Origin of the sequence: Stutzerimonas sp. VN223-3, assembly GCF_045999685.1 — a bacterium.
GTDB classification, from domain to species: Bacteria; Pseudomonadota; Gammaproteobacteria; order Pseudomonadales; family Pseudomonadaceae; genus Stutzerimonas; species Stutzerimonas stutzeri_AR.
In genome coordinates, this window is record NZ_RBEC01000001.1 from 391,988 (window position 1) to 410,855 (window position 18,868).

Consider the following 18,868-nt stretch of genomic DNA (forward strand, 5'->3'; position numbering starts at 1 on the left):
CATCTTCTAAAAAGTACCGGACTGCCATGCCCATCGAATCGATTTACATCATTGCTTTTGCCGTCGCCGCAGGCGCCCTCATTCAGGGGACCACGGGCATGGGCTTCGCCCTCGTCGTGGCTCCCGTCATGGGGCTACTGGAACCGAAGCTGCTGCCCATCTGCCTGTTGGTATTGATGCTGCCGCTGAACGCCATCATTGCTTGGCGGGAGCGAGACGCCATCGATCTTCGAGGTACTTCCTGGATCACACTGGGGCGGATCTTCGGGACATTCGGTGGCGTCTGGGTGTTGTTCTGGCTGCCGCTATCACAGCTCAACATACTCATCGGCGTGTCCACCATTGCCGCCTGCCTGGCGACCTGGCTGGCGCCAACCTTCGTACCGGGCCGTAGCGCGTTCGTCTCCACAGGCCTCATCACCGGCATCACCGAAACCGCGACCGGAATCGGCGGCCCGCCTCTGGCTCTGGTTTACCAGCATTCGCCCGTAGCCACGCTGCGCGGCTCGGTAGCGCTGTGCTTTCTGATTGGCGAGATTGTTTCGTTGGTAGTCCTGGCCGCCGGAGGCCATCTGCAAGCGGAACAGTTGTCGCCGCTGTTGGGGCTGTGTGCACCGCTGGCGGTGGGCCTGCTAGCCAGCCACTGGGCTCGAAACATTCTTGATGAACAACGCCTGCGCCGCTTCGTCCTGCTGTTCGCCTTCGTCTCGGGAGCATTGCTTCTCGTGCAATGACTTCGACTCACCGCCTCATTCCATAACAAGCCCAATAAAGGAATCCACCATGTCTCGTCCAAGTTCCCTAATACGCGGGGTGGCTCTGCTGTGCGCCGCTGCCGGGCACGCCAGCGCCGCGACCGGCCTGACCGACGACGCGCACGTCTCGCTGCTGACGCGTAATTTCTACTTCGATCGCGATTATCACGACTCAGGTGCGCAGCAGAGCCAACGCCAAGAATGGGCCCAAGGCTTCATTTTCAAAGCCTCGACTGGTTATTCACCGGGCACGCTGGGGGTAGGTCTGGACGTGCTCGGTCTGCTGGGCGTCAAACTCGATAGCAGTCCCGACCGCACGGGTAGCGAACTGCTTCCCTATGACCATGACGATGGCCGCGCACCGGATACCTTTGGCCGTCTCGGCGTGACTCTCAAGCTGCGCCTGTCGCAAACCGAGCTGCACATCGGCGAGCTGCTGCCGAGCCTGCCGATCCTTCGCTATAACGACGGGCGCCTTCTACCGCAGACATTCCAGGGCGGCATGCTCACCTCACGGGAATGGGGTGGTCTGACCCTGCATGCGGGACAAATCCGATCCTTCAGCCCGCGCAGCGCCGCAGATAGCGAGGATCTTTACGTCTCTGTGGGCGGTCGCACCATGGTTGATGCTCGCTCTGACCGCTTCAACTACCTGGGAGCCGAATACGCCCTCGACGACGATACCCAAATCGGAGCCTGGACCGCCCACCTGGAAGATGTGTACCGCCAGGATTATTACAGCCTCAAACACGCCGAGCGCATCGGTGACTGGTTGCTAGGAGGCACGCTGGGACTGTTTAACGGACGCGAGGATGGCAGCGCGCTTGCGGGCCGCTTGGATAACCAGGCAGCTTCGCTGCTGGTATCCGCCAACCGGGGCGGTCATACCTTCTATCTCGGCTTGCAGCGCATGTACGGCGATGACGGCTGGATCACCATCGATCGCTCGTTGGGCAGCACTTTGGCCAACGACATGTTCGCCAATACCTTCGTCTACGCCGGGGAACGTTCCTGGCAACTGCGCTACGACTACGACTTCGCGGCTCTTGGCATACCGGGTCTGACGACCCTGGTCCGCTATGGCCATGGCGACCACATCGAGGCGCCCGGGGTACGCAACGGACGGGAATGGGAACGCGATTTCGATATCGCCTATACCATTCAGAGCGGCACGTTCAAAAGCCTCAACCTGCGTTGGCGCAACGCCAGCGTGCGGCGTGATTTCGGCGACACCGATTTCGACGAGAACCGGCTGATTGTCAGCTATCCCTTCGATCTGTACTGATTTGCAGCCTGAAACAGGCGTGAAGGTGTAAACCCATTCAGGACGGGGCGTCGAGCATTAAAAAAGCCGGGCGTGTGCCCGGCTTCTTCGGTTCCCTTCGATCAACCGCCCAGATAGGCGTCGCGGACTTTGGGGTTGCTCAGCAGTTCTGCACCGCTGCCCTGCATGACGATATGACCGTTCTCCAGCACGTACGCGCGATCAGCCAGCTTGAGCGCCTGATTGGCGTTCTGTTCGACCAGGAAGATGGTTACGCCGTCTTCACGCAACTGCTCGATGATCTGGAAAATCTGCTGGATGATGATCGGCGCCAGGCCCAGCGACGGCTCGTCGAGCAGCAGCAGCTTGGGTTTGCTCATCAATGCCCGGGCAATGGCAAGCATCTGCTGTTCACCACCGGACATGGTACCGCCGCGCTGTTGGAAGCGTTCCTTCAGACGGGGGAACAACAGCAGCACCTTGTCGAGTTGCTCCTGAAAATCCGCGCGGTTGGTATAGAAGCCGCCCATGGCGAGGTTCTCTTCCACGGTCAGACGCGCAAAGATGCGTCGCCCCTCCGGCACCACGGCGATGTCCTTGCGCATGATGTCGCAGGTCTGTTGGCCGACCAGTTCGTCGCCTTCGAAGCGGATGCTGCCTGTAGATGCCTGCGGCGCACCGCAAAGCGTCATCAGCAGAGTCGACTTGCCGGCGCCGTTGGCGCCGATCAAAGTGACGATTTCACCCTTGCGGACCTCGACGTCGACGTTATGCAGTGCTTGGATCTTGCCGTAGAAGGTCGAGACGTTTTCGAAATACAGCATGGTTACGCCTCCCCCAGATAAGCTTTGATCACGTCCGGATTGTCGCGAATCTGCTCCGGCGTGCCGTCTGCCAGTGGACAGCCCTGGTTGATCACCACGATGTGGTCGGAAATGCTCATGACCAGTTTCATGTCGTGCTCGATGAGCAGTACCGTCACATTGTGTGTGTCGCGCAACATGCCGATCAGCGCCTTGAGGTCCTCGGTTTCCTTTGGGTTAAGGCCAGCGGCTGGTTCGTCGAGCATGAGGATGCGCGGGCGCGTCATCATGCAGCGGGCGATCTCCAGGCGGCGTTGCTGGCCGTAGGCGAGCGTGCCAGCCGGGCGGTTGGCCACATCGGTAAGGTTGACCTGTTCGAGCCAGTGCGCGGCAAAATCCATCGCCTCGTGCTCACTCTGGCGAAACGCCTTGGTCTTCAGCAGCCCAGACAAGAAGTTGGTGTTGAGATGCCGATGCTGTGCCACCAACAGGTTCTCAACGGCTGTCATGTCCTTGAACAGACGAACGTTCTGGAAAGTGCGGACCACGCCCTTGCGGGCGATCTTGTGGCCCGGCAGGCCCTGGATCGCTTCGCCATCGAGCAGTATCTCGCCCGAGGTCGGCTGGTAGAAACCGGTCAGGCAGTTGAATACGGTGGTTTTGCCGGCACCATTGGGGCCGATCATTGAAACCACTTGTTTGTCCTGTACGCTCAGGCCCACCCCGTTGACGGCCAAGAGACCGCCGAAACGCATGGTCAAGCCGCGTACTTCAAGAATCGGGCGGCTCATCGTTTCAGCTCCAGGTGGGGACGTTGCATAGGCAGCAAGCCCTGCGGACGCCAGATCATCATCAGCACCATCATGGCGCCGAACATCAGCATGCGGTACTCACTGAACTCACGCATCAGCTCGGGCAGCAGGATCATCACAATGGCTGCGAGAATTATCCCCAGCTGTGAGCCCATGCCGCCCAGCACCACAATGGCGAGGATGATTGCCGATTCGATGAAGGTGAACGATTCCGGTGATACCAGGCCCTGGCGCGCGGCGAAGAAGCTGCCGGCGAAACCGGCAAAGCTCGCACCCAAAGTGAAGGCCGAGAGCTTGATCACGGTCGGGTTCATGCCCAGCGCACGGCAGGCGATCTCATCCTCACGCAACGCTTCCCAGGCGCGGCCGATCGGCATGCGCAGCAGGCGGTTGATCACGAACAGGGTCAACAACACCAGCAGCAGGGCAATCAGGTAGAGGTAGATCACCTTGTTGATGGAGGCGTAATCAAGGCCGAAGAACTCATGGAAGGTTTGCATGCCTTCTGCGGCGCGGCGGTCGAACGACAGGCCGAACAAGGTCGGCTTTTCGATGCCGCTGATACCGTTGGGACCTCCGGTCAGATCGGTCATGTTGCGCAGCAGCAGACGGATGATTTCACCGAATCCCAGGGTCACGATCGCCAGGTAGTCGCCGCGCAATCTCAGCACCGGGAAACCCAGCAGGAAGCCGAACAGTGCGGCCATCGCGCCGGCGATGGGCAGGGCGGTCCAGAACCCAAAGCCGTAGTAGTGCGACAGCAGGGCGTAGGTATAGGCGCCGACCGCGTAGAAGCCGACGTAGCCGAGATCGAGCAGGCCAGCCAGACCCACGACGATGTTCAAGCCAAGGCCGAGCATCACGTAGATCAGGATCAGCGTGGCGATGTCCACAGCGCCGCGCGAGCCAAAGAACGGCCAGGCGAGCGCCACCAGGATCAGCCCGATGATGATGTAGCGCTGGGTTGATGGCAGTGTCAGGAAATTCCCGGCTCCGGCCGGAATCGTCGGCAGGTTGGGGCTGGCTGCCCAGCCTGCTGCCAGATGGTGGCGGAACAGTTGCCAGAAGAACATTGCCACGGCGCAGGCGGCGATGATCCAGAAGGTGTTCGCGTCGCTGCCATGAACTTCGAGGCGGATGCCGACGGTGGTGAGTTTCAGGCCGAATATCGGTACCGCCACGGCGAATACCAGCAGCGCGCTGAAAAAGGCGGTGCGCAGATTGCGAGTCATACCTTTTCTACCTCCGGGCGACCAAGAATGCCGGTCGGGCGGAACAGCAGAACGAGCACCAGCAGGCTGAAGGCCACCACGTCCTTGTACTGATCGCCGAAGATGTCGGCACCAAAGGCTTCGGCAACGCCGAGTACCAGGCCGCCGAGCATCGCGCCAGGGATACTGCCGATGCCGCCAAGTACCGCGGCGGTGAAGGCCTTGATTCCGGCCAGGAAACCGATATGCGGATTGATGACTCCGTACTGCATGCTGATCAGTACGGCTGCAATCGCCGCCAGCGCAGCGCCAATGACAAAGGTCAGAGCGATGATGCTATTGGTGTTGATGCCCAGCAGGTTGGCCATCTTGAGGTCTTCGGCGCAGGCTCGGCAGGCACGGCCCAGGCGAGAACGAGAGATGAACATCGTGAGGCCCAGCATGGCGAGGATGGTGACCACGAAGATCAGCACCTGCATGTAGGAAATCACCACGCCGTTCATGGCACTTTCACCGAAGATGAAATTGCCCGGCATCAGGTTGGGAATGGCCTTGTCCTTCGAGTCCTGAGACAGCAATACGACGTTCTGTAGGAAGATCGACATGCCGATCGCGGAGATCAGTGGGATCAGCCGGTTGCTTCCGCGTAACGGCCGGTAGGCGACTCGTTCGATGCTGTACCCGTAGGCGCTCGTGACGATCATGGCTGCGGCAAACGCACCGATCATCAGAATGGGTAGAGAGTCGAGCCCCATCATCGTAAGCCCGACGATGGCGATGAAGGTGACATAGGAGCCGATCATGTACACCTCGCCATGGGCGAAGTTGATCATGCCGATGATGCCGTAGACCATCGTGTAACCGATGGCTATCAAGGCGTAGGTGCTGCCAACGGTCAGGCCGTTGATCAACTGTTGGAAGTAGTGGTAAAGCTCAGGCATTACGGTCTCCTGAACACCCTGCATCCGTGCTAGCAGGCCGCTGAAAAACTATCTGCGTTGGCAATACGTCGTTAGAAACAGCCTCAGAATGCTCATTTAGAAAACCTAAACTGCGCTTCTTCGGCTGTTTTTGCCTCGTCTTGCCTGCCTCGCTTACGTTTTTCATACGTTCTGCTCGGCCGCCAATGCGGGCCTGCTTCGAAAACGCTGCATGGAGAATGCGGCGCCAAGGGCTCGGTGCGGATCGCGCACTTACCTGTTCGAGGCGGGCCAGTTCTGCAGGCCACTCGCTTGGTTGAAGGTGTTGCTGGGGTGGCCCCTTGCTTGTGGCTGGGTCAGCCCCGATCAGCTAAAACAAAGCCCACAGCGGATGCCGTGGGCTTCGGTTGGGTGGTTATCGGCTCACTTGGCTTCGGTCTTGGTGCCGTCCTGGTGCCATTCGTAAACCACGAAGTTGAAGTCTTTCAGATCACCTTTCTCGTCGAACGAGAGGTTACCGGTCGGCGTGTCGAACGTATTGCTGCGTAGCGCTTCGGCCACCTTGTCGGTGTCGGTGCTGCCAGCCTTCTCGATACCTTCGGCAATGACCTGTACGGCTGCATAGGCCGGGAACACGAACGGGCCGCTCGGGTCCTGCTTCTTGGCCTTGAACGCCTCCACCAGCTTCTGGTTGCGTGGGTCCTGATCGAAGGACTGCGGCAGGGTGACATACAGGCCCTCGGAAGCCGGACCGGCGATGGCCGAGATTTCCTTGTTGCCAACGCCTTCCGGACCCATGAAGCGCACGTTCAGGCCGCGCTCTTTGGCTTGGCGCAACAGCAGGCCCAGTTCCGGGTGGTAGCCGCCGTAGTAGACGAAGTCGACGCCTTCCTGCTTGAGCTTGGAAATCATCGACGAGAAATCCTTGTCGCCAGCGTTAATGCCTTCGAACAGACCGACCTTGACGCCTTTCTCCTCCAGGGTTTCTTTAACTGCGGTGGCGATGCCTTCACCGTACTGCTGCTTGTCGTGGATGACGGCAACGTTCTTAGGCTTGATGTGATCGGCGATGAAGTTGCCGGCGGTCGGGCCCTGCAGGCTGTCCAGACCGATGGTACGGAAGATCAGCTCGTAACCGCGCGACGTGATGTCCGGGCTGGTCGAAGCCGCGGTAATCATCAGAATGCCTTCGTCTTCGTAAATGTCCGATGCCGGTTGGGTCGAACTGGAGCACAGGTGGCCTACCACGAAGCTGATTTCATCGTTGACGATCTTGTTGGCAACCGCCACGGCCTGCTTCGGATCGCAGGCATCGTCATAAACCACGCCTTCGAGCTGTTGTCCGTTGACGCCCCCTTCTTTGTTGATCTGCTCGATGGCCATCTGGGCACCGATGAACTGCATTTCCCCGTACTGCGCAACAGCCCCTGTTACCGGGCCGGCCAAGCCGATCTTGATGGTGTCGGCGGCAAGCGTGTAGCTCGCTGCACCTGTCAACGCGATAGCCATGAAAAGTTTAGAAAGACGCTGCGTGGTCTTCATATGCGCTCCACTTGCATTCATTATTGTTTGGATCCTGCGGGCTGCAGTGTCGTTAAGAGGCAAACATCCCCAAACGGTACGGCAACTGTACCGGCACAGTGTAGAAGCGTCAGCACCTGTTTGCACAGTCAGGATTCCATCCATTTTTATGAGGCTCGCTCGGACGCTATCATTGCGCCCTTTCGTTAACGAGTAAGTCCCATGAGCGAAGATCCAAGCACTCTCTATGCCAAGCTATTGGGCGAAACCGCGTCGATTACCTGGCAAGAGCTGCAACCGTTCTTCGCCAGAGGAGCGTTGTTGTGGGTCGCCAGCGACTTCGATTTGATCGAAGCGGCGCAGGCCGTCGCGCAGGACGATCGAGAAAAGGTAGCGGGTTGGCTGGCAGAAGGCCGTATGGGCAAGCTTGAGCCCGAGCAGGCGCAAGATTGGCTGGCGCGCGATCCGTCTCTATGGGCTGTCGTGGTTGCGCCGTGGGTGCTGGTTCAGGAAAGGGCAGCGAAGCCCAGCTTGCACTGACTCAGGTCAGCTACGCACCCAGCGCTGGCGTGCCCAGCCGCTCAGAGCGTCGACGGCCAGCACCATCAGCAGCATGGCGAGGATCACCGTCGAGGCCTGGGCTTCCTGGAACAGGCTGAGGCTCATATAGAGCATCTGCCCCAGGCCACCGGCGCCGACGAAACCGAGCACACTGGCCATGCGGATATTGTTTTCCCAGCGATACAGCGTGTAAGCCAGCAACTGTGGCCAAAGCATCGGCAGGGTGCCGTAGCAGAACGCGCAGATACGTCCGCTACCGGATAACCGCAGCGCTTCGCTGGGTGCACTCGGCGTGTTTTCCAGCGCTTCGGCGAACAGCCGCCCGAGCACACCGGCGGTGTGCAATGCCAGCGCCAGCGTGCCGGCATTCGGACCCAGGCCGGCAGCCAGCACCATTAGCGCGGCCCACACCAGCTCCGGGACCGCCCGCAACCCGTTCAACAGCAAACGCGAGCCGCCTTTGGCCAACAGGCCGAAACGGCCGGCTGCCGGTAATGCCAGCAACAGGCCGAGCAGCGCCGCCAGCAGCGTGCCAATGGCTGACATCGCCAGGGTTTCCAGCGCACCGTAAGCGATAGCGCGAAGATGATTGGGCGAGAGGTCCGGATTGAGAAAGCCCGACGCATACGCGGCCATCTGGCCGATTCCGTCGGCGCTGAACAGGGCGCTCACTTCGAGTTGCAAGAAGGCGAATGCGCCTATCACTACCGTCAGAAGCAGTAACGGCACGACATAGCGCGACAGGACCTTCACACGTATCTCCGGCGCAGCGACTGGCTGAGCAGATCCGCCATCAGCACCAGCCACAGGAAGGTGAGCAGCATGCTCGCCACTTCACCGCCGGCGAACATGCGCATCGACAGATCCATCTGCTGGCCCAGCCCACCAGCTCCGACAAAGCCCATCACCACCGAAGCGCGAACAGCGCATTCCCAGCGGTACACGGTGTAGGACAGCATTTCGCCCGTCGCCTGTGGCAGCACGCCATAGGCGAAGGCCTGCAGGCGCGAGCCGCCCGCGCCGAGTATTGCGCGGGTCGGCAGCGGGTCGACCGATTCGAAGATTTCCGCATACACCTTGCCGAGCATGCCGGCATAAGTGATGGCGATCGCCAGCACGCCGGCGGTCGGCCCGAGCCCCACCGCACGGACGAACAGAAGCGCCCAGACTATTTCGGGCACGCTGCGCAGCACGATCAAGAGGCCCCGCACGGGCCAGCGCAGCGCCTGCGCCCACCAATGCGGATGGCCGCCACGGCTGAGCGAGGAAATCGACAAAGCGCGAGTCGCCAGCAAGGCGCAGGGTAGGGCGACGGACAAAGCCAACGCCATGCCTGCGGTGGCAATGGCGAGCGTCTCCAGCGTCGAGCGCCATAGCAGCAGGAGAAAGTCTTCGCTGTGTTCTGGTGGCCAGAATCCGGACAGGAACGCGCTCATGGTATCGGCGTTGCTGCCGTCGAATAGCACGCCGAGATCCAGCTCGCTTAACGACAGTCCCGGCCAAAGCAGCGCCAGAGCCAGCAGCGTCAGCAACAGGCGCGAGCGGGCGGCAGGATCGCGCTGAGCAAAGGCGGGGTTCAGCATCGTGGAATATGCAGAGTCTGGCTAAGTGTGGGCCTAGCAGCCGCATCGCTGGCCAGTTGTTCGTTGGCGTACAGCGCTTCGAGTTCGACCGGCGTCACCTCGGCCGAGGCCTTGTCGAACAGGATGCTCCCGTTGCGCACGCCGATCACACGTGGGAAGTGCTCCAGCGCCAGGTCCACCGCGTGCAGGCTGGCCAGCAGGGTGGCCTGGTGGTGCATGGCTTCTCGGTTGAGTACGCTCAGCGAATAGGCGGCGAGTACCGGATCCATCGCCGATACCGGTTCATCGGCGAGGATCAGCTCCGGTCGCTGATACAGCACGCGAGCGATGCCGACCCGCTGCAGCTGACCGCCGGAGAGCTGGTCGCAGCGCTCGTAGAGCTTGTCGGCCAGGTCCAGTCTGCCCAGCGCCTCAGCAGCACCTTGCTTGTCCAGCGGATAGATCAGACTAAGCAGGCTGCGCCCCAGCGACCACTGCCCCAGACGCCCAGCCAGTACCGACGTGATTACCCGTTGGCGTGGCGGCAATGGCGGTGCTTGGTGGACCAGGCCTATCCGGGTCCTAAGCTTCTGGCGTGCCGCTGCCGACAGCGACCAGGGTTCGCAGCCGAGCAGACTCAGGCAGCCGGTGTTCGGCTGCAGATGCGTGGCCAGCAGGCGCAGCAGCGTGGTCTTGCCCGCACCGGAGGGACCAATGATGGCGACCCGCTCTCCCTTGGCAATCTGCAGATCGATGCTGCGCAGCGCGACGTGGCCGTTGGCGTGGGTATGGCCCACCCCGCTCAGACTCAAGGTGCGCTCAGCCTCGGCCGCCCGAGAATCGAGCGACCCCGAACGTGATATCGAGAGGCTCATTTATGTGCACTCGATCAGTGCTGTCCGGGTTGCGGCGCCAGATTTGGGCAGTGATGTACTGGTCACTTCAACAGGCCAGCGGCGCGCGCAGCTTCCTCGATGCCTTCGTAGTTTTCCGGGCGGGTTTCGATGAAGCGGCTCGCCGCTTGAAGGTCGAGAATTTTCTTGTGCTTGGGATTGTTCGGGTCAAGGGCGAGGAATGCCGTCTTGATCTTTTCGATAAGTGCCGGATCAAGGTTGCCGCGAACGGTCCAGTTGTAGTCGTAGTAAGGCGGTGTGGTCGAGATTACCCGCACCTTGTCCGTATCGACTTTGCCCGCGGCGACCAGTTTGTCCCAGACCGAGGCGTTGAGTACGCCGGCGTCGGCCTTTCCGGCTTCGACCCAGGCAGCGGTGGCGTCATGCGCGCCGGAGTAGGCGATGCGCTTGAAGAACTGCTCCGGATCGATACCGTCTCTGATCAGGAAGTAGCGCGGCATCAGGCTGCCCGAAGTCGATGACACCGAGCCGAAGGCAAAGGTCTTGCCCTTGAGGTCCTGCAGCGTCTTGATCTCGGGATCGGCCGTGATGAATTTGCTGGTGAATTTCTCGTCTTGCTCGCGCTGCACTAATGGGATCGCATCGCCGGTCTTCAAACGAGTCTGGACGAAAGTGAAGCCTCCCAGCCAAGCCAAATCGAGGCGGTCCGAGGCGAGAGATTCGACCACGGCAGCGTAATCGGAAACCGGCGTGAACTTCACCGGCATGCCCAGTTCTTTCTCGAGGTATTTACCCAGCGGCTCGAATTTGCGGATCAGCTCGGTCGGGGCTTCATCGGGGATAGCCGAGACGCGAAGGGTCTCGGCAGCGTGAGAGGTGGCAATACAAAAGAGGGTGGCAAGGCCGGTAACGGCTGCCAAAGTGCGTTTCAACATTGTGGTTCTCCGGTTAAATAGCGGAAAGCGCGCGGATTATAGAGGTAGAGAGGGGCGCCTGGGCAAATTGCTTCGCGTTGGCTGGTCATCGTCAATGGGGCGCGATGAGGACAGGCGGTTTGGTGTGGTGGTCGAAAGAAACAACGTAATCTGACTGTCACAAAAATTTTTTGTGATTCAGTTCTCGGTTGCATAGAATCGCCGCCTTTCATGGATGATGGCCGATTGCTATGGAACAACAGCCAGACAAACGGACGCTTCACGCCCTTCGCAAGCACATCGATGAGTTGCTCGCTGCAGGCGCGATGATCACAGCGCGCGACCCGGTGACGATACTTGCTGACGGAAAAAACCTAATGGTCGAACACGGCATGCTAGTCGGCTATTCCAGTTTCCTGGATCTGGTCGAACCGATTGTCGACCACGAGTGGCCAGACGCTTTGCGTCAGATGGCAATCGACTTATGCCTTCAACAATTGGATCAGGCTATCAATGCCCTGGAGAACAACCCCGTCTCCAGCGAGCTGAGTCATGCGGCGAACGACAGCTGAATTGTTAGCGCAAAAGAATCCCGAACCAGGAAACGCAGCTGGCAGGACTTGATCAGATGAGCATGGGTGCACGCCGCACCCGTGTCGTTTGAAGGGGCTCTCCATGCTTGATCCAACCACGCGCCAGGGCTTCATCCCGCCCTACATCCTTAGCCGCATCATCGACAACGGCTCGCAGCGGCAGCGCGAGCGGGCGCTGGGGACTCTGAGCCACGTACGCAATCTACTGCCCAACCCGGGTCCGCCGAATCGCCAGCCGATGGCCAGCGTCCTGCCGGAGCGCGGTCAGCCGGGCGAGCCGCGGCGTAGTATTCACGACGCCCAGCAGCAGATGGTTCTGCCCGGCGTACTGGCGCGGATCGAGGGCCAGCCGCCAGTCGCCGATGCGGCAGTTGACGAGGCCTACGATGCGCTCGGCACGACCCATGAGTTTTTCTGGAAGGTGTTTGGTCGGGACTCGATCGATAACCGCGGTTTCCCGCTGGTCGGCACGGTTCACTATGGAGTGGATTACGAGAACGCGTTCTGGAATGGCGCACAGATGGTGTTCGGCGATGGCGACGGGGAAATCTTCAATCGCTTCACCCTGTCGCTGGACGTGGTGGCCCACGAACTGGCGCACGGCGTTACCGAAAGCGAGGCTGGGCTGGTTTATTTCAATCAGTCCGGTGCGCTGAACGAGTCAATGTCGGATGTGTTCGGCGTGCTGGTCCGACAATTCAGCCTCGGGCAGACGGCAGATCTGGCCGACTGGCTGATTGGCGCCGAGCTGTTGACCGACAAGGTACAGGGCGACGCACTGCGCTCGATGGCCAATCCCGGCAGCGCATACGATGACCCGCTACTGGGCAAGGACCCGCAGCCTGGACATATGCGTGACTTCATCGATACCCGCGACGACAACGGTGGTGTGCACCTGAATTCAGGCATCCCCAATCGCGCTTTCTATCTGGTCGCCGCCGCCCTGGGTGGCTATGCGTGGGAAAAGGCCGGGCGCATCTGGTATGACACCTTGTGTGACCGTCGTCTGGCCAATGATGCTGATTTCGCCGCGTTCGCCCGGCTAACCATTGAGAACGCCGTCACTCGTTTTGCCGCGGGCAGCGGCGAGGTTCAGGCCGTCGAACAGGCCTGGGCGGACGTAGGCGTGATTCCGAACTGAGGAGGCTCCATGAAACAGCTACCGGCGTTGGGCAACGACACGACCTTGCGACTTTCGCGGCAGGGCGGCTTTGCGACATTGCAGGCGCTCAGCCGTCCGCGCCAGATCGATTTTTCCAACTGCAACGAGCAGCAACGCGGGCAGATCTGTTCCGTGCTGGAAGGTTGTCTGCCATTGGCAGCCAGCAATAGCGGGCAGGGTGATCGACGCTATTACCAGATCGAGCTGCGCTATAGGCAAAACGAGCGTGACGACGAAATGGTCCTGCAGGTGCCGGAAGAGCAGGCGCCCGGTGAGCTGGTGCGACTGTGGGACAAGGGCGAGGTGACGTGAGCGTTGCACTTGAACTTGGTCACTGAGCAGGACCGCAGAGCGAGTCAATTCCCTGCTTTTTGCGTGGCTGACTGCCGTCTGTCGATGGATTGCAAACAACATAGAGCTGCGAACACGACCGTTAGGAATCGGCATAAGCAGTCACCCATCTTATGTTAGCCAGGCGCGCCCGAAGCCAACTTTCTAAACTGAAGGATAAAAACCATCGCTGTTGAGGCTGAAGAACTCGCGTAGGTGTTCGATGAAGAAGGACACCTTTGCAGATAGATTTAGACGCTCAAGGTAGACGGCGTAGATATCTGCGGGCGGGGTTTCGTAGTCATGCAGTACCTCCACCAGGCGGCCGCTACTTAAGTGGCTGGCGAGGTTCCATTCAGCGCGCATCAGGATGCCGTGCCCCTCCAATGCCCAGTTCAAGGCCACTTCCCCATCGTTTGTGCTGAGGTTGCCTCGAACCTTTATCGCCTCGCTCTGTTTCCCCCGACTGAGTCGCCACACGCCGAAGGCTGAATCGTTCTGGCGCAGCACGATGCAGTTGTGCTGCATCAGATCTTTTGGGGTTAGAGGGTGACCATGGGTCGCTAGGTAAGACGGAGCAGCACACAGCCTGCGCCGGTTCGCTGCAATCTTTCGTGCGATTAGCCGGGAGTCAGGCAAGTCACCGAAGCGAATAGCGACGTCGATGGCGTCGTCCGGCAAGTTGATCGGCCGATCGCTCAAATGTAGCTGCACCTCGACCTCCGGATAGCGCCGGACGAACGAAGAAATCGCTGGGCAGACATGTGTCCGTCCAAAACCTAGGGGGGCGTTAACGCGTAGGAGGCCCTTAGGTATGGCCCGGCTGCTGGACACTTGGCGCTCCATTTCCTCGATCTCGCGGAGGATGCGCTGAGCGCTGTTCATGTAGAGCTCGCCTTCGGCGGTAAGGCTGATGCTGCGTGTGGTGCGATTTAGCAGACGTACGCCGAGGCGCTGTTCTAATTGTGCCAGTCGCTTGGACACCGCCGGTGGTGTCAGGTTGAGCTCACGCGCGGTCGCCGCAAGGCTGCCCAAGCGGACAAGCTGAGAGAAGAAGGCGAGTTCAGACACGGGATTCATAGTTAACCTTAAAGAAATAATGAAGTTATTTTCATTGTATTACACGCTTCAAGGAAAACCATTACTTTGTCCCCACGCACTAGTTGCTCACCTTGATCGACCGCGGGCGAGGGGGGGCGACGTGCAGCGGGCAGTTACCAGTGCTGCCCATTCTTGCTCATAACAATAATTTTGGAGGAAGAGCATGGCCAGACGACTTCATGCGAATTATGCGTCCACTGTTGTGTAGGCCGCAGGTATGAAGCTTGGACGCCTCATGAGACCAGACTCAACCGCGCTCCGGTGAGTCAACCGAGTTAGCTCATTCCGCGCACGCGTTCATGGCTACGACGAGTAGTCGCACCGCGCCCCTGTGCGGCGCACACCCAGCCTTCGTGTCTAGTCCAGGCAATACGGTTCAAATTCGTTTTGCCTAGCTACGCAACGATGCAAGCCCATTAGCCTTTGATGCAGATGAGGAAAACAAAAAATGGATAACGAATCAGCTGTCCAGTCGCTGACTGACGTGATGGCAAAGTTCACCGCTTACATTGGTAAGCGCCTGCCAACAGACGTTAAAGAAAAGACTGCCAAATTGCGTTCCGCGGAGACCAATTCGCTGGCTATCGAAATCTACGACTCGATGGCCGAGAACCAAGACTATGCGGACAAGCTCGACCGTCCCAGCTGCCAGGACACCGGAGTGATCCAATACTTCATCTCTGCCGGCGCGAAATTTCCGCTGCTTGGCGAGCTGGAGGACATCCTGCAGAACGCTACCTTGGAAGCGACGAAGAAAGGGCCGCTGCGTCACAACGCTGTAGAGACTTTCGACGAGAAGAACACCGGCACCAACACCGGTTCGAAGATTCCGTGGCTGGATTGGGAAATCATCCCGGACGCCGATTACGCACTGATTGACGTATATATGGCGGGTGGTGGTTGCACTTTGCCGGGATCGGCCAAGGTGCTGATGCCCGGTCAGGGCTACGAGGGCGTGACCGAATTCGTTTTCGACGTGATTACCTCTCGCGGTATCAACGCTTGTCCGCCCCTGCTGGTAGGTGTAGGCGTGTCCACTTCGGTGGAGACAGCGGCGCGCCTGTCCAAGCGTGCAATCCTGCGTCCGGTTGATTCCAGCCACCCGAACGAAAATGCCGCGATGATGGAGAAGCTCCTCGAGGAAGGCCTCAACGAGATCGGCATCGGCCCGCAGGGGTTGACCGGTAACAGCAGTGTGATGGGGGTAAACATCGAGTCATCGGCGCGTCATCCCTCCACGATCGGCGTTGCGGTCTCTACCGGCTGCTGGGCGCATCGCCGCGGCAAGATCCGCATTAATGCCGACCTGTCCTACGACATCCTTTCTCATGAAGGAGTAGTTCTGTGAAAAAGATTCTTTCCACTCCGATTAAGGATGAAGACCTGGCGTCGCTCAATGTTGGTGACATCGTTTACCTGACCGGCCAGCTGGTGACCTGTCGCGATGTGGCGCATCGCCGACTGATTGAGCTCAAGCGCGAGCTGCCAGTTGACCTGCGTGGCGGAGCGATCTTCCACGCCGGGCCGATTGTGCGTAAGAAAGACGATGGCAGCTTCGAAATGGTATCCATCGGTCCGACTACCAGCATGCGTATGGAGAAGTTCGAGAAGGCGTTCATCGAGCAGACCGGCGTGAAGCTGATCATTGGCAAGGGAGGCATGGGTCCTGAGACCACAACCGGCTGCCTAGAAAACAAGGCGGTTCATGCAGTGTTCCCTGGTGGCTGTGCGGTGCTGGCAGCAACCAAGGTGGAAGAGATCGAGCGTGCTGAATGGCAGGATCTCGGTATGCCAGAAACCCTATGGGTAAATCGCGTGCGCGAGTTCGGCCCCCTGATCATCTCCATCGATACCAAGGGCAACAACCTGTTTGAGCAGAACAAGGTGCGCTTTAACGAGCGCAAAAGTTCGGTGATCGAGAAGATCAATAGCCAGGTGCGGTTCATCAAGTAATCCATTTCGGCAAGGGCTTTCACGGCTTTCACGCCGTGAAAGCCGCTGGCGCCAAACCGCCGAACAGCGGATCTCATCTTCACCTATTCCGGGCATGGCCGACGGCGAATCGTTCCGGCTACCCACACCCTTGGGCACAAGTCCTGAGGACAGTTGCCCAGCACTCGAACTGGGAAATATGACCATGAGCACCTCCAGTCACCACGAGCTGCGCAATGTGTTTCGCACACTGCTTGCTACTCCAACATGTCATCACACTGCCTCGGTGTTCGATCCACTGTCGGCTCGCATCGCTGCTGATCTTGGTTTCGAGGTCGGAATTCTCGGTGGCTCGGTCGCGTCTCTTCAGGTTCTAGGCGCACCAGACATCGCCCTGATCAGCCTCAGTGAGTTCGCCGAGCAGGCCACGCGCATCGGCCGTGTCATGCGCCTTCCGGTTATTGCCGATGCTGACCATGGCTACGGCAACGCCCTTAACACCATGCGTACAGTTGCAGAGCTGGAGCGAGCGGGCGTGTCGGCGCTGACAATCGAAGACACATTGCTACCTGCCCACTTCGGCCGCAAATCGTACGACCTGATTAGCGTCGAGGAAGGTATCGGCAAGTTGCGCGCAGCCCAGGCTGCGCGTGTGGATAGTGCTCTGGTAATAATCGGGCGCACGAATGCAGGTGCCCAGCCGCTGGATGAGGTCATCCACCGAACCCGCGCCTATCAAGGCGCCGGCGTTGACGCCATTTGCTTGGTTGGTGTGAAGGATTTCGATCAGCTTGGAGTAATCACCGAAGGCTTGCAGGTACCCTTGATGCTAGTCACCTACGGCAACCCGGATCTACAGAACGACAGCCGCCTGGCCGAGCTTGGCGTACGCATCGTGGTAAACGGACACGCTGCTTATTTCGCAGCTATCAAGGCGACCTACGACAGTCTTCGTGAGCAACGCGGTATCGCCGTCGGAAATGGTCTTACCGCTTCGCAATTGGTGGCTCGATACACCAGCCCCGATGACTACATCACTTGGGCGCGGCAGTATCTGAACCTCAGCGAATAACCTTACGCTGGCGCTCGCACGGCACTGGCCTGCATCGCTTCAACCATCCCATCCGCGCCGCCCCTTTCGCGGCGCTCCGTTACGCTCTATTCAGAGCACAGTCTTGTCTAGCCTCGAGCGCCAACCTCTTCCCGTCACGCGGCGCCGTTGCTAAGTACAGCGACCGTGCTTCGCCTTGCCGACGGCAAAAAATTCCTTGAAGCGATTGATGTGCGTCTACGTCATCGTAATGTTCGCTGCCCGGCGAGTGCGGCGTGCTGACCCGCTCTGCTGTTTGCAGCTCGCGAACTGTTAACTTCAATTCATTAAAGTTGTGATTTTAAGACGATCAATCTGTTTGTTTTCACTGCTTATACTCGGCTCGTCGCAGCATCGCGGTCATCCTCCTTAATAAAAACAAGTGGAGCGCAGCATGAAGACTTACAACATCGCGGCCATCCCTGGCGATGGCATCGGCACCGAAGTAATTGCCGCTGGCTTGGAAATCCTTGAGAGCTTGGCCCAGCGCTTGGGCGGCTTCAGTTTTAATGTCACGCATTACCCCTGGGATTCTGAATACTATCTCGAGCACGGCTACTACATCCCTGAAGGTGGGCTGACCGAGATCCGGAAGACTGATGCGATCTTCTTCGGCGCCGTCGGCAGCCTTAAAGTTGCTGATCATGTCTCGCTTTGGGGGCTCCGCCTGCCAATCTGCCAAGGCTTCGATCAGTACGCCAATGTGCGTCCGGCGCGCGTGCTACCCGGGGTAAAGAGCCCGCTTAGCAATGGCCAAGCTATTGATTGGGTAATCGTGCGCGAGAACTCAGAAGGCGAATACTCGGGCAGTGGCGGCCGGGTACATCAGGGCCTGCCGATCGAGGTTGCCACTGAGGTTTCCACCTTCACCCGCGTAGGGGTAGAGCGTATCCATCGCTTTGCCTTTGAACTGGCACGCAGTCGTCCTGCCAAGCACTTGACACTCGTGACCAAGTCGAACGCCCAGCGCCACGGGATGGTGCTCTGGGACGAAGTTTTCGCCGAAGTGGCGAAGGACTATCCAGATGTGCGTACCAACCGCGAACTAGTGGATGCGGTAACCACCACTATGGTGCTCAAGCCCGGAAAGCTCGACGTCATCGTGGCCACTAACCTTCATGCCGACATTCTCTCGGATCTGGCCGCAGCCCTTTCTGGCAGCCTGGGGATAGCGCCAACGGCCAACCTCAATCCCGACCGAACCTTCCCGTCAATGTTCGAACCCATTCACGGCTCGGCCTTCGATATCACTGGCAAGGGCGTTGCCAACCCCATCGCGACTTTTTGGACTGCGGTGATGATGCTCGAGCATCTCGGTGAGAAGAAAGCTGGTGAGCACCTGATGCGTGCGATTGAGGAGGTTACTGTCAGTGGCCTGCATACCCCCGATCTGGGTGGTACTGCCACGACTCGACAGGTGACCGATGCAGTTCTAGCGGCAATTGCACGCGAGATCTGATCCCCAATCGCCGCGCTTTACTGC

Annotated in this window: 20 protein-coding genes; 10 read left to right on the top strand and 10 right to left on the bottom strand. The window is 59.3% G+C overall.

What is annotated here, in order from left to right:
* Window positions 1-26: 26 nt before the first annotated feature.
* A complete protein-coding gene (locus D7241_RS01820) occupies window positions 27-734 on the top strand; it encodes a sulfite exporter TauE/SafE family protein (RefSeq protein WP_408100068.1) in 708 nt (235 codons plus the stop codon).
* 49 nt (window positions 735-783) lie between these two features.
* Complete coding sequence (locus D7241_RS01825) at window positions 784-2,040, top strand: OprD family porin (RefSeq protein ID WP_408100069.1); 1,257 nt, start codon at window positions 784-786, stop codon at window positions 2,038-2,040.
* A gap of 101 nt (window positions 2,041-2,141) precedes the next feature.
* Here D7241_RS01825 and D7241_RS01830 read toward each other — a convergent pair whose 3' ends face one another.
* From D7241_RS01830 to D7241_RS01850, 5 genes are all read right to left on the bottom strand, one after another.
* Window positions 2,142-2,843 (bottom strand): ABC transporter ATP-binding protein, encoded by a 702-nt coding sequence (locus D7241_RS01830; RefSeq protein WP_408100070.1) that lies wholly within the window; start codon window positions 2,841-2,843, stop codon window positions 2,142-2,144.
* Between the two features lie 2 nt (window positions 2,844-2,845).
* Window positions 2,846-3,613 (bottom strand): high-affinity branched-chain amino acid ABC transporter ATP-binding protein LivG, encoded by a 768-nt coding sequence (gene livG, locus D7241_RS01835; RefSeq protein ID WP_408100071.1) that lies wholly within the window; start codon window positions 3,611-3,613, stop codon window positions 2,846-2,848.
* Window positions 3,610-4,866, bottom strand: a complete 1,257-nt coding sequence (locus D7241_RS01840; protein WP_255983319.1) for a high-affinity branched-chain amino acid ABC transporter permease LivM — start codon at window positions 4,864-4,866, stop codon at window positions 3,610-3,612. The genes livG and D7241_RS01840 overlap by 4 nt, the downstream gene beginning before the upstream one ends.
* Window positions 4,863-5,786 carry a high-affinity branched-chain amino acid ABC transporter permease LivH gene (livH, locus tag D7241_RS01845; protein WP_255983317.1) on the bottom strand — a complete coding sequence of 308 codons (924 nt, stop codon included), beginning with the start codon at window positions 5,784-5,786 and terminating at the stop codon, window positions 4,863-4,865. Before livH ends, D7241_RS01840 begins: the two co-directional genes overlap by 4 nt.
* A 402-nt stretch (window positions 5,787-6,188) precedes the next feature.
* A complete protein-coding gene (locus tag D7241_RS01850) occupies window positions 6,189-7,307 on the bottom strand; it encodes a branched-chain amino acid ABC transporter substrate-binding protein (protein WP_255983315.1) in 1,119 nt (372 codons plus the stop codon).
* A gap of 201 nt (window positions 7,308-7,508) precedes the next feature.
* Between D7241_RS01850 and D7241_RS01855 the strand changes: the two genes are divergently transcribed.
* Window positions 7,509-7,826, top strand: a complete 318-nt coding sequence (locus tag D7241_RS01855) for a DUF2288 domain-containing protein (RefSeq protein ID WP_255983313.1) — start codon at window positions 7,509-7,511, stop codon at window positions 7,824-7,826.
* Between the two features lie 6 nt (window positions 7,827-7,832).
* Here D7241_RS01855 and phnE (D7241_RS01860) read toward each other — a convergent pair whose 3' ends face one another.
* The 4 genes from phnE (D7241_RS01860) to D7241_RS01875 all read right to left on the bottom strand — a co-directional run bounded on the left by phnE (D7241_RS01860) (window position 7,833) and on the right by D7241_RS01875 (window position 11,198).
* Window positions 7,833-8,600 (bottom strand): phosphonate ABC transporter, permease protein PhnE, encoded by a 768-nt coding sequence (gene phnE, locus D7241_RS01860; protein ID WP_408100072.1) that lies wholly within the window; start codon window positions 8,598-8,600, stop codon window positions 7,833-7,835.
* Window positions 8,597-9,430, bottom strand: a complete 834-nt coding sequence (phnE, locus tag D7241_RS01865; protein ID WP_408100073.1) for a phosphonate ABC transporter, permease protein PhnE — start codon at window positions 9,428-9,430, stop codon at window positions 8,597-8,599. Before phnE (D7241_RS01865) ends, phnE (D7241_RS01860) begins: the two co-directional genes overlap by 4 nt.
* Window positions 9,424-10,284, bottom strand: a complete 861-nt coding sequence (locus D7241_RS01870; protein WP_408100074.1) for a phosphonate ABC transporter ATP-binding protein — start codon at window positions 10,282-10,284, stop codon at window positions 9,424-9,426. The genes phnE (D7241_RS01865) and D7241_RS01870 overlap by 7 nt, the downstream gene beginning before the upstream one ends.
* Before the next feature lie 62 nt (window positions 10,285-10,346).
* Window positions 10,347-11,198, bottom strand: coding sequence for a putative selenate ABC transporter substrate-binding protein (locus D7241_RS01875; RefSeq protein ID WP_408100075.1), 852 nt, complete (start codon window positions 11,196-11,198; stop codon window positions 10,347-10,349).
* 230 nt (window positions 11,199-11,428) lie between these two features.
* Between D7241_RS01875 and D7241_RS01880 the strand changes: the two genes are divergently transcribed.
* The 3 genes from D7241_RS01880 (at window position 11,429) to D7241_RS01890 (ending at window position 13,244) form a co-directional block, all read left to right on the top strand.
* Window positions 11,429-11,749, top strand: coding sequence for a hypothetical protein (locus tag D7241_RS01880; RefSeq protein WP_255983303.1), 321 nt, complete (start codon window positions 11,429-11,431; stop codon window positions 11,747-11,749).
* Window positions 11,750-11,852: 103 nt separating this feature from the next.
* Complete coding sequence (locus D7241_RS01885; protein WP_408100076.1) at window positions 11,853-12,911, top strand: M4 family metallopeptidase; 1,059 nt, start codon at window positions 11,853-11,855, stop codon at window positions 12,909-12,911.
* Between the two features lie 9 nt (window positions 12,912-12,920).
* Window positions 12,921-13,244 carry a protealysin inhibitor emfourin gene (locus D7241_RS01890; RefSeq protein WP_255983299.1) on the top strand — a complete coding sequence of 108 codons (324 nt, stop codon included), beginning with the start codon at window positions 12,921-12,923 and terminating at the stop codon, window positions 13,242-13,244.
* A gap of 183 nt (window positions 13,245-13,427) precedes the next feature.
* Here D7241_RS01890 and D7241_RS01895 read toward each other — a convergent pair whose 3' ends face one another.
* Window positions 13,428-14,342 (bottom strand): LysR substrate-binding domain-containing protein, encoded by a 915-nt coding sequence (locus D7241_RS01895; RefSeq protein ID WP_408100077.1) that lies wholly within the window; start codon window positions 14,340-14,342, stop codon window positions 13,428-13,430.
* A gap of 469 nt (window positions 14,343-14,811) precedes the next feature.
* Between D7241_RS01895 and ttdA the strand changes: the two genes are divergently transcribed.
* The 4 genes from ttdA (at window position 14,812) to D7241_RS01915 (ending at window position 18,844) form a co-directional block, all read left to right on the top strand.
* Window positions 14,812-15,711, top strand: a complete 900-nt coding sequence (gene ttdA, locus D7241_RS01900) for a L(+)-tartrate dehydratase subunit alpha (protein WP_408100078.1) — start codon at window positions 14,812-14,814, stop codon at window positions 15,709-15,711.
* Entirely contained in the window at window positions 15,708-16,316 is a 609-nt protein-coding gene (gene ttdB, locus D7241_RS01905; RefSeq protein ID WP_408100079.1) for a L(+)-tartrate dehydratase subunit beta, read from the top strand. The genes ttdA and ttdB overlap by 4 nt, the downstream gene beginning before the upstream one ends.
* 184 nt (window positions 16,317-16,500) lie before the next feature.
* A complete protein-coding gene (locus tag D7241_RS01910; RefSeq protein ID WP_408100080.1) occupies window positions 16,501-17,367 on the top strand; it encodes an oxaloacetate decarboxylase in 867 nt (288 codons plus the stop codon).
* A 412-nt stretch (window positions 17,368-17,779) separates the two neighbouring features.
* A complete protein-coding gene (locus D7241_RS01915; RefSeq protein ID WP_408100081.1) occupies window positions 17,780-18,844 on the top strand; it encodes a tartrate dehydrogenase in 1,065 nt (354 codons plus the stop codon).
* Window positions 18,845-18,868 lie beyond the last annotated feature (24 nt).